The organism is Spiroplasma endosymbiont of Dasysyrphus albostriatus (assembly GCF_964019495.1).
Taxonomy (GTDB): domain Bacteria; phylum Bacillota_I; class Bacilli_A; order Mycoplasmatales; family VBWQ01; genus Spiroplasma_E.
The window spans coordinates 1505060-1518163 of sequence record NZ_OZ026447.1 but is presented as its reverse complement, the minus strand read 5'-3'; the positions used below and the strand labels follow the sequence as shown (position 1 = coordinate 1518163).

Below are 13104 nucleotides of genomic sequence, written 5' to 3'. Positions count from 1 at the left end.
ACAAAATGAAAATTGGAATTGTAAGTGATTCAGCTACTGGTTTTACCGTTGAAGATATGAAAAAATATCCTGAAATAATAATTATTCCTTTAAATATTATTGAAGGAGAAAATGCTTATGATGATAATAACATTGATATTGATAGCGAAACAATTCGTAAAAAGATGATTGATGAACACTGTATTTTAAAAACTAGTCAAACTAGTCGTGGTAAACTTGAACAATATTGAGATAATGCTTTAAGTAAATATGATCAAATTTTATTTTTACCAATTGCTAATAATGCTTCAGGACAATATGCAAGTTCACAAGTTTTACAAAAAGAAGAAAAATATAAAAATAAAGTTCATATTTTAGAAACAGGTGCTGCTTCAATACCTTTAAAATTTATGGTTTTAATTGCTTTTACTCTTGTTAAAAATGGAAAAAAAATTCCTGAAATTTTAGGAATTTTAAATAAATTTCGTAAAACTTATGAATCTTATATTGCTCCTAATGATTTAAAATTTTTGGCTCGTGGTGGTAGATTACCAATGAGTAAAGCAAGAATTGGTAATTTTTTACGTTTTAAACCAATTTTAAGATGTAAAGAAACAATTGATAATATTGGTAGAGTTAGAACCTTAAGTAAAGCTATGGAAGAAATGTTAGATATTATTACTAAAATTAAAGACGTTACTAAAGAAACAATATATATTATTGATGGTTGATGTAGAAAAGATATTATTGATGAAGCAATTAAAAAAGTAAAAAATAGAGGATTTACCAAATATAAAGTTGAACCATTATGTAATATTTTAAAAACACATACTGGTAATAATACTATTGGTTTTTCAGTAGTACCTAATCAATGAGTAAAAGAAGTCTAATAAAAAAGTAGTTTTATAAAAAATGATTAAGTATTCTGTTTTTTAGAAAATATATAAAAAACTTTAAATCTAAAAAAGAATGTTAGTAAAGGTTAATTTAGTTTACTAACATTCAGATTTTTTCAACTTATAAATAATAAAATATTAAATATTATGATTTAAATTCTTATTAATAATTAAAGTTTTAAACTAAAGAAATAATTGAAAAAATTTAATAAAATAAATATTTATAAATCAAAGTAATGGTTTTTTAATTTATTGAGTTTTAACTATAAAATTAAAAAATATTTTTATTAAGTATCCTTAACCATTTCATAGTATAACTATTTTATTTTTTTAATTTTAATAGCCATTTTCATTTAGTGGTATTTTAAATCAAAAACCTTCATAACAAACAACATTTCCAAAATTATTTTTATATTTTTGATAAGAACGACAAATATTATTATAGGCTTGATAATAGCGTTTTTTATTAGTTTTATCAATGTGGTAAACTTTTAATATTGCTTCTTCCATAGTGTCATAAACATCTAAACAGTTATCTTCTTTATCATATCTCGCATAAATAAAATTATTTTTTTTCATTTTTAACTCCAATACTTTTTTATATATTCCCATAATTTAAGATTTACTTAGAACATAGATTATATTTATAATATTTAGGATTTTAAAAAAATATGAAATGGTGTAAGAACATTAAATTAGTTTGTAAATTTATAAAAAATAAAATGATAAGTTAAATTTATGACAATATTAAAAATATTGTTAATAACATAAATTGATAACAAATTATTTTTTTATAGAATATAGTTTTAATTGAAAAATTATTATTTATTGTTTATTTTTGAATTCTAAGTAAATCTTAATTTAAGTCTATAATTGAAAAAATGAATATACAATAAAAAATTCACTTTTTTATAAAAAGGCGAATTTTTTATTGTAAAATTAAAATTAAAATTTTATTTAATTTTTAACTAATATTTTTTAAATTTATTATTTTATTTTAAATAAATTTTTACTATTTTAGTGGTTTTTTATTTTTTTATTATAAATTATTTTTCATTTTTTTAGATTTATTTGAAAAAATATTAACTAAACACTTTCTATTTTAAATGATTAAAAGTAAAATAATGTTATTGTTAATAAAACAAGAAATAAGTATATTAATAGTTTTAAAAAAACTACTAAGATATTTTTAAAATTTAATGGAGGATGAAAATGCAAACTTTTATTGGAATTATAGGTTATTTAGCCGGAATATTGTCTATTATAACATTTATTCCACAAGCAATAAAAACAATAAAAACTAAGGAAACTAAACATATAATCTTATCAACTTATATTATTTATAATATTGCTAATCTTTTTTTCTTGATATTTGGAATACTTTCAGTAACATTACCAGTAATGTGACCAGAAGGTGCTGATACTCTTGAAATTGCAATTTGAGGTTCTACCTTAATAATACCGTATACAGTAACAATGACTGCAACTAATTGTATTATTTATGTTAAAGTAAAAAATATGAAAACGTTGGGCGAAAATGCTAAAACTTTGGAGGAATAAAAATAATGGCAAATACTGAATGATGAATTATTACTATAATAGGGATTATTGGAGCACTTATTGCTGTTATAGCATTTTGTCCACAGTCTTTAAAAACAATAAAAACTAAAAAAACAGATGGTATTTCTTTACTTACATTTATTCTTTATACAACAGCTAACAGTTTATGAGTATTATGGGGCATTATTCATTTATCATATCATGGTGGATCTGAATCAACAATTTTAATGAAAGATTTAGTTATAATTTGTGCTAATACACCTTGTGCAATATGATCAGGAATTATTCTTGGTATTAAAATTAATAATATGTATAAATATGGTGAAGATTGTAAAAAATGAAAAGGTAAAGTAAATATAAAGAGTGACTTTTAATAGTTTATTTTTTATTAAAAATAATAATTTATTACTAAAAATGCATTGTAATGATGCATTTTTTAATAGTTATAGTAGTAAAATACTTATCAAAATTAAAAATATAATTTAAGTTATAATATATGTATAATTAAAAATTCTGTGGGGTTAAATAATGATAATTCAAAATGATGTTTATAAAATTCTAGTACAAGTAATCCTAGAAAAAGGTCATTGTAATGTTTTATTAGCACAAATGATGCAAGATAAAAATCTAACATTATCAGAAAAAGAAGCAATTGAAAAGATAGTACTAGGAACCTTAAAAAATCAAATTTATTTAGATTATATATTAAATCAAATATGAAATGTTTTGAAATCAGTAATTACTATTCCTTTTCACATAACTATTTTATTATGAATAGTTTTATATGAAATCTATTTTTTAGAAATTACTAATAAAGAAATCTTCATTGAAAATACTTTAAAAAAAGTAAGCACCATTGATAATAAACTAACATTTATTATTTCTAAAGTATTAGATTTATGTTTTACTGAATTTAGATCAGAATTTAACTTACAAAAAGAAAGTAAACAAAATATTAAATTAATTAAATATAGTTATCCTAGTTGATTATACTCTTTAATAAAATCACAATTTAGTATTAATATTGCAAATCAATTGATAAAAGATAACTTAAGAATGCCATTAATTAGTTTTAGAGTTAATACATTAAAAACTACTGTTAATAAAGTGTTAAACAATGAAAATTATAAATCTTTTAACTTTTGTTTAAGCGAGATAGTATCTGATGGTATTATTAGTTCAAAGTCAATTTTTAACACAAAATTATATGAAAATGGTGAAATTATTAAACAAGATCAAGCAAGTATGCTAGTTAGTCATATTTTAGATCCACAACCATATGATGAAGTATTAGATATGTGTGCAGGAATTGCTAGTAAAACAGCCCATATGGCAGCTTTAATGTCTAATCACGGTAAGATAGTTGCTTGTGATATAAATGAAGAACGATTAAAAATTGGTGCTACTTATTTGAAAAAATTAGGCGTAACAAATACTGAACTTAAATATGGTGATTCTACAATATTAGATTTTAATAATAAATTTGACAAAATTTTAATTGATGCTCCTAGTACTGCTTGAGGTTTAATTAAAAGAAAACCAGAAGTTAAACTTATCAATTGAAGTAAAGAAGAAATTAATCAGTTAATTACTGTTCAAGCAAAATTATTAAATAAGGCTTATCAACTTTTAAAACCTGAAGCGATAGTTGTGTATGTTACTTGTACTTTCAATATTAAAGAAAATCAAAATCAAATTGAGAATTTTGTTAAAAATCACCCAGATATGACAATCATTGCAGAAAAACAATTTTTTGGTTTTAATAAAAAAACTGATGGATTTTATATTTGTAAATTAAAAAAAGGAATATAGGGGGACAGTTTATGAAAATAAATGCTAGTTATAAAACAGATGTTGGTAATTATCGTACAAATAATCAAGATGCCGTTTTATATTTAACAAATAACACTGGACAAGTTATTGGTGTTGTTTGTGATGGATTGGGTGGTCATAAATGTGGTGAAGTGGCCAGTAATATGGCTGTTAGTATGTTAAAAAAATTTTTTGAAACAACAGATTTTACTAAATTAAAACATGATAAACAAATTCATGCATGATTACAAGAAAAGATAGAAATTATTCAAATTGAAATGAATAATTTTAGTTTAAGTAATGAACAAGCGCTTGATATGGGAACAACTATGGTAATAATTTTAATTACTAATAACAAAGCTTATTTAGTAAATATTGGTGATTCACGTATTTATCAATATAGTGAACAAGGATTAAAACAGTTAACAGTTGACCATAATATTTTAAATTTATATTTACAAAAAAATACAACTAAAGAATCAAGTGTTGATTTAAATCACACTTATTGAAAGGCATTGACTAGTGCTCTTGGTCCACGTAAGCCATTAAAAACCGATATTTTTCATTTACCATTAATAATTCCATCATATTTTCTTTTAACTAGTGATGGTGTTCATGATTTTTTAGAAGAATATGAAATAGTTAATATTTTAGAAAAAAATGGAAATATTAATAATAAAGTTAAATTATTAATTAAGCAAGCATTACTTAATGTTTCAACTGATAATGTTACTGCATTATTAATGGAAATAAAATTTTAGTCTTTTGATATTTTTGTGTAAAATATAAATTATAAATAAGTTAGTAATTTTTAAAAAATAAATTTAAAAGTAATGGTGAAACTAATGGAAATAAATAAATTATTGAATAATCGTTATCATATTTTAAAAATTATTGGTTCGGGTGGTATGGCTAAAGTTTATGAAGCACAAGATAAATATTTAAATCGGCAAGTTGCTTTAAAAGTAATTAATCCAATTTCACCGCTAGATGACTTAATAAAAGAACGATTTTTGCAAGAAATTAGAGCAGTATCTAGAGTTAGACATCCCAATGTTATTTTGGTATATGATGTTTTTATTGATAAGAAAGATTGATGCTTAGTTTTTGAATTATTAGAAGGTAAAACATTAAAAGAATATTTAAGTAATTATTCGGTTTTATCAGTTAATGAAGTTATAGTTATTATGAAAGAAATTTTAAAAGGGGTTAATGCGTGTCATTCAGTCAATATTATTCATCGTGATTTAAAACCTGAAAATATTATTTTAACTAGTAGTGGAGCAATTAAAGTTTTAGACTTTGGTATTGCTGTTATTGATGATTATGAAGTTAAAAAACATGCTAATCAAGTTGTAGGAACAATGAAATATATTGCTCCAGAAGTAGTAAAATTTCAAAAACCAACAATTCAAAGTGATATTTATGCTTTGGGTATTATATTATATGAATTATTAGTTGGTAAACCACCTTTTTTTCATAAAAATCCACAAATATTAGCCGCTAAACATATTAAAGAACCAATGCCATTAATTCATGAAATTAATAAGAATATTCCACAAAGTTTAGAAAATATTATTTTGAAGGCAACTGCTAAGAATATTAATGATCGCTATCGGACAATTAGTGAATTGAGTAATGATTTAGATTGTTGTTTAAAAACGGAAAATAAAAATAATATGTTATTTAAGAAAAATTACTTAAATTCACAAAAATTAAAAAAACCATTTTATTTAAAAAAAGAATTTTTATTATTTTTAATTTTAATTATATTATTACTTATTGGTGTTATTATAAGCATATTAATTTTATATTAATTGGAGGACACTATGAATTTTAAACAAGGAATAGTTATTGGAGTTGCAAATAACTTTGTTGAAGTAAGAATTGAAAATCAAATTTTTTCTTGTTTAATCAAAGGAAATTTAAAATTTCAAACAGCAAAAATTTTAGTTGGTGATTATGTTAAAGTTAATTTTAAAGATGATAAAAATCCTTTGGTTGAATCAATTTTACCTCGATTTAATGAACTATATCGACCAAGCATTGCTAATGTTGATCAAGTATTAATTGTTAGTTCTCTTGTTAATCCTTTTCTTAGTAGTTTTCTATTAAATAAATTATTAACTATTTTTAATTATTATCATTTAAAAATAATTTTAATATTTACAAAAATTGATTTGGTAACTAAAGATAATGAAGTTTGAACAAAAGTTAAAGCATATCAGAATTTAAATTTACCAACAATTTTTATTTCAAATGTTAAAAAAAATGGTATTGAAGATTTAAAAAAAGTTTTTACAAACAAGTTATCAATATTAACAGGTACTTCAGGAGTGGGAAAGAGTTCAACTTTAAATAGTTTGGATAATAATTTAAAATTATGAACACAGGATATTTCTACAAGTTTAAATCGTGGTAAACATACCACAACTAAAACTCGCCTTTATTTTTTACATGATGGTATTATTGCAGATACACCTGGTTTTTCGGTCTTTCAGTTACAAGGTCTAAGTAGTATTGATATTGCTACTAATTTTCCTAGTTTTACTAATATTTGACAAAATTGTAAGTTTCGTACTTGCTTACATCAGCAAGAACCAGAATGTGCAATTAAAAAAGCAGTTGCAAATAAAATAATTTCTAGTTTTTTTTATGAAGATTATTGTAAAATTTTAATAGAATTCAATAAAATTAATAATTTAAAATAAAGGATGGTAATATATGAAAAAAGAAGTAACAATTGCCGCTAGCATTTTAACTGCTAACTTTCTATCTTTAAAAGATGATTTATTAAATTTACAAAATGCAGGAATTAATTGAATTCATTTTGATGTTATGGATCATCATTTTGTTGAAAATTTAAGTTTTGGTGCAAAAATATTAAGTGATGTATGTAAATTTAGTTCTAATATCAATATTGATTGTCATATGATGGTAAAGATAACAACATCAAAAGTATGTGATTATTTAAAACCATTTATAATTTTACCGCAAGTTAAAAATATTAATTTGCATTATGAAGCATTAACAGAAGAACAATTAAAAGAATTTCTGCAGTGAAAAAACCCTGGTTTTAAAAAAGGAATTGCCATTAATCCTGATACACCAATTTCAAAAATTTATGATTATTTGAAAGATCTTGATACAATTTTAATTATGAGTGTGCAACCAGGTGCGGGTGGACAACGTTTTTTAGATTTAACTATTAATAAAATTAAAATGTTAGTAAAACATATCGATAATAATTTTCCAAATATTACAATTGCTGTTGATGGTGGCATTAATAATTTAACAGCAAATGATTGTATTGCTGCTGGTGCTAATTACCTAGTAGCGGGTAGTTATTTATTAAATAGTGATAATTCAGTAAAAAAACAAGTTGCGATGTTAACAAATTATGAAAAATAGTGATATTAAACAATTAGTAATTGTTTGTCGTGATTATAATTTAAATTGAGAACAATTTATTAATCCAATTTTTATTGGTGTTGAAACTGGTGTTTTATCATTATTAAAATATAAAAAACCAATTAAGTTTATTTGTGGTGATAATGATACCATTAATAAACAACAGTTAAAGATTTTAAATGATCAAAGTAAAATACATAATTTTGAAATTATTACTTTTAATAAAGAAAAAGATTTTATTGATAGTGAACTTGCGATAGTTACTGCAATTTCCAAAAAAATTAATTTTCAACAAATAGTGATAGTAAGTGATGGAATACGTTGGGATATGTTACTTGCTAGTATTAATATATTAAAAAAATATGAATGTTTTAACCCAATTTTATTAGGTGAAAATAATTATTGTTTTTTACTAAAAGCAAAATCAGAATATATTTTTTACAATTGACAATTAACATATAAATATATTTCTTTTTTTAGTTTAGACAATGAAGAAGTAATTTATAACTTTAGTGGTTGTAAGTTTTATCCAAATCAAGATATTACTGTTACTAATAATAGTACGCAAACTATTAGTAATGAATTTAACAAAGAAGAAAGACCAAAACTAATTATTAAAAAAGGAAAATGTTTAGTTTTTTTACATAAATAATTTTTAAAATTTAGAAAAACTAATTATTATTTTATGACAAAAGTATATTAATAAAATCTTAAAAAAAAGATAGTATAATAAAAATCATAAACTTAATATAAGTTTTCTAACCCTTATTTTTATTAAAAATAAATGGGTTTTTTTATTTTTTAAAAGAGGAGAAATTAAAAAATGGTAAAAGAAAAACTGTCATCTGCAACAGAGTTAATAAAAAAACTTGAAAGTATAAAGTTAAGATATCAAAAACAACATAATACTCAAATTCCTTATTTTAAAAGAATTATTGAAGAATTAAAAGGTATATCTTTGGTTGCAGATATTCCTAATGTTATTAAAAATCTTAAATATCTTCAAGATAATTGCGGAAAAAGTACTAAAAAATATTCTGATAAAGCAATAATGCCAATTTTATCTTTGTTTACTGTAACTATTAGTTTTTTAGAAGCACAAGCAAATAAGGGAACATTGGCAATAGATTTTAAAAATATATATAAATATGATTTAAGTAATGTTTTAACTACTTCAGAAGATAAATTATTTGTATTAGGTTCACAAACTGATTTAGAAGTTGAAATAAAGCATAGAGATAGTTCTAAAAGTTTAGATGATTTAACACTATATGATAGTTCAGACATTAATGAAATTTTTAAAGAAATGCAAGAAAAAATACATGATTTAAAAATACTAAAAGAAGCGGTGGTTAGCCCTAATTACTGGACCATATTTTGATAGATATTTCTAAATTTTTATTTGTAATATTGGTGGTTTTAAAAATTTAGAATGTATTCTTTCATAATTATAAAACATAACATATTGATTTACATCATTAATAGCTTCATTGATTGTTAAATATTGATTTGAGTCTTTAGGCAATCATTCTTGAGATAAATGTGAAAATCAATTTTCAGATATGACATTACCGCCAATATCATATGGTTGTTTTTTGCTTAAAATTATTTGTTTGTTTTTTGCTCATTTTGTAATTTCTTGACAATAAAATTCGTTGGCGTTATCTGAATGTAAAATAACGTTTTTTATTTGATTTCAAGAAAATTGGTTGTTTATTTTTTCAAGTGCAGGAAGAATTAAATCTTGATATGATTTATTTGAAAATGTATTATAACTAACAACATTATTTGAATAAAAATCAATAATTACAAAAAGATATAGTCAACCTTCTTTGGTGTTTATTTGTTTAGTATCCATTGATCAAATTTGATTTGAAGCGGTTGTACTTTTGTAATCTTTGTTTACTTTATCCATTGTAGGTATTCACTTATTTGGATTTTTTTTGTTTTTAGGATAGTTATTTTTAGTTTGTTTTAATCCTTGAATATTGTGTTTTTTCATAATTTTTCGCATTTGTTTTGTTGATAATTCTATATTTAAAATGATATTTTTCTCTTGTTTTAATCACTCTTTAAAAGCTGAAAAAATTCTTAAATATCCATAAATTCTACCTTTTCTTGTAGAATGAAATTCGATTAAAAGTTGGCATAATTCTTGATATTTATGATTGCAATTAATAATATGATTTTTTTCTTTTTTAATAAGTTTTTGTTTATTTTTTAAAAAGTAATATGTTGATCTGTTTAATTGAAGATATTGACATAAGTTTCTAATTGAATATTGATTTTTGCAATCATCGATAATTTTAATTTTTTCTTTGATATTTAATTTGTTAATTATTAATGCTATTTGTTTAATTTTATCCATTAATAAAAATCCTTTCAGGTCAAAATTAGTGTTCATTATATAACACAATTGTTTTTAGAATACATTCAGATTTTTTAAATTAATGGTCTAGTAAAAAGGGCTAAGTGGCCCCATCCAAGATGAGTTGTAGAACGAAGCTTTGCATGATTAGAAAAATGCAGAAGATTATGAAAAAATTGTGAAAGAAAACTAAATACTAGTTTACAAATGGTTGTTCTTTCCTTTATTTCAATTTTATTAAAAAGATTCTAAACAGGTTCTTAAATGCTTTAACTTTAGGTATTCCAATTGGTTGAATTAAAACTCAAAATTATCAACAATATAAAAAAATGGCATTTTTTAATGGATTTATGTCTGCTTTTTTTGCTTCAAATTTATCAAGTATTATTGGTAATAATGATAATAATTGATTTATACCTTTAAATGTATTTAGTAATTCAAGTGAATTTGCATTAGGTAAAATGTTAGGTTCACATGTTAGTACAACTGCTATGACTATGAAATTAAGTGATAGAGTATCAGTATATCCATGAGACCCTACTACTGGTAAGAAATTAACTGTAAAAGAACAAATATCAACAGTTGATTTATCACAAAAGAAAAATAATAAAGTTTATATTTTAGCAGAAGATACAGAGTTTTTAGATATAGCAAGTCCTTTTACAAATGAAGATACTGAATGTCAATGAAATCCTACAAGTAATGGTATTGCTGATGGTTCTAATTATGCTTATATTATTACTGATATAATAAGTCAAAGTTTACATCAAGGTGAAGAAAGACATACATTTTATAGTGATAATCCTTATACTTATCAAGGTGATTATAATGAAATATCAGTTGCACAATATAGATATAATAATGGTGCTTTAACTGGAAATACTTTTAATTGAACAACACAATATAAATTAAATCATGATGAATATGAAGAAAGTGAAGAAACTACATTTAGTTATCCAGCAAATATATTACCACCAAGTCCTCAAAATATAGCAAAATCAATAATTATTAATCCAAATTTAAAAGCAGAATTATCTTATAAAGATATACCATTAGTAACAACTCCTAACAATTCTATTACCGATAACACTGATGAATGATTTAATAATAATAGTCCTATTTCTAAAAATATTGATATTGATATTAAATCAAAATTAGACCCTACATTATTAATTAACACTTTTAATGATTTAAAAAGATTTTATAAATCAGTAACTATTTATTATAATTATAATGTAAACTCTTTAAGTGATAAACATGGTGGTGGTTATAATACTAAAGAAAGTTTTAATCCAGCAAAAGAATTAAATAGTTCAATTGAAATTAATTTAAATGATTTAATATTTTCAAAATCAATACCTAATATTGAGAAAAAGAAACATTTTGAAAAAGGTAAAATTGGTAACCATTCTGCTGGATATGCTTATGCTTATTATCAAGGTAATAAATCACAATATAATTTAGTAACTTATGAATTCACATTAATTGCTGGTACTGAATCAAAAATTAGTAATAATAATCCAATTGGATTTGATATATTAAGCAATTCAAACGATAATTTAAATTGAAAAATTAATATTTTTGTTACACCTTGTAAAAGTCATGTAGAAACTATTATAGATTTTGGTGAAAATTCTTATGCTAAAATATATACAAATCAAGAATTAGCAAGTATTTATAAAATAATTTTAAATGCAAGGTAAAATGTTATATAATAATATTAATTTAAAATATTATTATATGGAGAAGATTAAATATGATTGAGTTATGATTAGCAGATGTAATAATACTTTCAGTAATGTTTGGAATAGTATTATTAATATTAATTGGATGTAAAGGCCATGATTTATGTCATAGAAATAAATATGTTGGTTTAATTTTCTTGTTTATATCTTTGAATGTTTTTGGATTAATTTGAGGTATAAATATATTATCCAAATCTAATCAAAATAATATTTCCCCACAATCTTAAATAATGTATAATGTGAATATACTTACCTAAATGGTAAGTATATCGGTATATGATTAGGTTGGCACCTAATTAAAAAGTTACCATTTAGGTAACTTTTTTTATGATGGTAAACAAAAAATAAATTTATTATTATTTATAAAATCAGATTTAAATTCATTATAAAAATTATCTTCTTTTTTGACTTTAAAAAATATATTTATATTCTCATTGTTTTCAATATATAATTTAAACAAACAATTAAATAATTTATCTTGTATTACTTTATCTTTTATAACTAAAAAAATTATTCCTAATTCTATAGCCAAATCTTTGTAAATTTTATCATTATTTGGATTTTTTAATGCTTTTATAATTTTATTTTGTTCTTTTTTACTAGGATTTTTAAATTTTTTTAAAAAATTTTTATCATTTATGTTTATATCTTTTTCTGATAAATAAACAGAAATATCTAAAACATCTAAAATAATTTCATTAGTATTTATTTTACGATTATTTTTTAATAATTTTAAATATTTTCTAGCAATTTTAATTAAAGAAAGATTTAAAAATTCATTTAAAACTTTTATTTTTTCTTTTTCAATAAATGTATTCATTTTTTAAAATTCCTTTTTTTATTATTTTAACTCATGTTTTATTATATAGTAATTTATAAAATAAACTATTGTTTTCCTTTTCTTCCTTTTCTGTACAATTCTAAAATTAAAGTAGGATTATTTGAATTTTCTTTTTTAAAATTTTCTCTTTCTTTATCTTTTTCATTTTGAATTTGTAAAATAAGTCTTTTAGTTTTTTCTTCTTCAATTTTTAATTTATTTTGTCTATCTTTTTCATTTTCTATACTGTTATGTTCTCTATTTTTTTCATTTTCTGATTTATTATGTCTATTATTTAATCATGCAATAAATATTGCTGATACTCCACCACCACCAACTAAAATACCTAATAATGTCAATAAAATTTCCCATCATTGCATAATATATAACCCATTTCATAATAATTTATTTATATTTAATATTATAAATTAAAATATAAAAAAGAGAAGTTATAAATAATTAGAAACGGGTTAACTTCTCTTTATTAATTATATCATATTTTCTATATTTAAT

At 21.8% G+C, this 13104-nt stretch carries 16 protein-coding genes and 1 pseudogene; 13 read left to right on the top strand and 4 right to left on the bottom strand.

The window, feature by feature from the left end; all coding sequences use genetic code 4:
• The first annotated feature begins 5 nt into the window (after positions 1-5).
• Positions 6-869: a DegV family protein gene (locus AACL11_RS09035; protein WP_252319596.1), complete on the top strand. Its 864-nt coding sequence runs from the start codon at positions 6-8 to the stop codon at positions 867-869.
• 342 nt (positions 870-1211) lie between these two features.
• On the opposite strand, the gene AACL11_RS09030 is transcribed toward AACL11_RS09035, so the two are convergent.
• Positions 1212-1454, bottom strand: coding sequence for a hypothetical protein (locus AACL11_RS09030; protein WP_252319594.1), 243 nt, complete (start codon positions 1452-1454; stop codon positions 1212-1214).
• A gap of 633 nt (positions 1455-2087) precedes the next feature.
• Between AACL11_RS09030 and AACL11_RS09025 the strand changes: the two genes are divergently transcribed.
• The 9 genes from AACL11_RS09025 (at position 2088) to AACL11_RS08985 (ending at position 9042) form a co-directional block, all read left to right on the top strand.
• Positions 2088-2435, top strand: a complete 348-nt coding sequence (locus tag AACL11_RS09025) for a SemiSWEET family sugar transporter (protein ID WP_174481527.1) — start codon at positions 2088-2090, stop codon at positions 2433-2435.
• Positions 2436-2440: 5 nt separating this feature from the next.
• Positions 2441-2809, top strand: a complete 369-nt coding sequence (locus AACL11_RS09020; RefSeq protein WP_252319585.1) for a SemiSWEET family sugar transporter — start codon at positions 2441-2443, stop codon at positions 2807-2809.
• 154 nt (positions 2810-2963) lie between these two features.
• Positions 2964-4247: a methyltransferase domain-containing protein gene (locus tag AACL11_RS09015; RefSeq protein ID WP_338987520.1), complete on the top strand. Its 1284-nt coding sequence runs from the start codon at positions 2964-2966 to the stop codon at positions 4245-4247.
• Positions 4248-4258: 11 nt separating this feature from the next.
• Positions 4259-5008, top strand: a complete 750-nt coding sequence (locus AACL11_RS09010; protein WP_252319575.1) for a protein phosphatase 2C domain-containing protein — start codon at positions 4259-4261, stop codon at positions 5006-5008.
• 84 nt (positions 5009-5092) lie between these two features.
• Positions 5093-6064 (top strand): serine/threonine-protein kinase, encoded by a 972-nt coding sequence (locus tag AACL11_RS09005; protein WP_338987518.1) that lies wholly within the window; start codon positions 5093-5095, stop codon positions 6062-6064.
• 12 nt (positions 6065-6076) lie between these two features.
• Positions 6077-6958: a ribosome small subunit-dependent GTPase A gene (rsgA, locus tag AACL11_RS09000; protein WP_174481522.1), complete on the top strand. Its 882-nt coding sequence runs from the start codon at positions 6077-6079 to the stop codon at positions 6956-6958.
• 13 nt (positions 6959-6971) lie between these two features.
• Positions 6972-7658, top strand: a complete 687-nt coding sequence (locus AACL11_RS08995; RefSeq protein WP_338987516.1) for a ribulose-phosphate 3-epimerase — start codon at positions 6972-6974, stop codon at positions 7656-7658.
• Positions 7648-8310 carry a thiamine diphosphokinase gene (locus tag AACL11_RS08990; RefSeq protein WP_338987515.1) on the top strand — a complete coding sequence of 221 codons (663 nt, stop codon included), beginning with the start codon at positions 7648-7650 and terminating at the stop codon, positions 8308-8310. Before AACL11_RS08995 ends, AACL11_RS08990 begins: the two co-directional genes overlap by 11 nt.
• Positions 8311-8481: 171 nt before the next feature.
• The gene (locus AACL11_RS08985) at positions 8482-9042 is read left to right on the top strand and encodes a hypothetical protein (protein WP_338987513.1); all 561 of its coding nucleotides are present in this window, start codon (positions 8482-8484) and stop codon (positions 9040-9042) included.
• 6 nt (positions 9043-9048) lie between these two features.
• Here AACL11_RS08985 and AACL11_RS08980 read toward each other — a convergent pair whose 3' ends face one another.
• A complete protein-coding gene (locus AACL11_RS08980; RefSeq protein ID WP_338986622.1) occupies positions 9049-10062 on the bottom strand; it encodes an IS3 family transposase in 1014 nt (337 codons plus the stop codon).
• 81 nt (positions 10063-10143) lie between these two features.
• Here AACL11_RS08980 and AACL11_RS08975 point away from each other — a divergent pair.
• The 3 genes and pseudogenes from AACL11_RS08975 to AACL11_RS08965 form a co-directional block, all read left to right on the top strand.
• Positions 10144-10278, top strand: a pseudogene (locus AACL11_RS08975) (transposase); the annotation flags it as partial.
• A 77-nt stretch (positions 10279-10355) separates the two neighbouring features.
• The gene (locus tag AACL11_RS08970) at positions 10356-11729 is read left to right on the top strand and encodes a hypothetical protein (RefSeq protein WP_338987511.1); all 1374 of its coding nucleotides are present in this window, start codon (positions 10356-10358) and stop codon (positions 11727-11729) included.
• A 53-nt stretch (positions 11730-11782) separates the two neighbouring features.
• The gene (locus AACL11_RS08965; RefSeq protein ID WP_338987509.1) at positions 11783-11998 is read left to right on the top strand and encodes a hypothetical protein; all 216 of its coding nucleotides are present in this window, start codon (positions 11783-11785) and stop codon (positions 11996-11998) included.
• A gap of 98 nt (positions 11999-12096) precedes the next feature.
• Here AACL11_RS08965 and AACL11_RS08960 read toward each other — a convergent pair whose 3' ends face one another.
• Positions 12097-12591, bottom strand: a complete 495-nt coding sequence (locus AACL11_RS08960; protein WP_338987507.1) for a hypothetical protein — start codon at positions 12589-12591, stop codon at positions 12097-12099.
• A gap of 65 nt (positions 12592-12656) precedes the next feature.
• Positions 12657-12971, bottom strand: a complete 315-nt coding sequence (locus AACL11_RS08955; RefSeq protein WP_338987505.1) for a hypothetical protein — start codon at positions 12969-12971, stop codon at positions 12657-12659.
• Between the last annotated feature and the right edge of the window lie 133 nt (positions 12972-13104).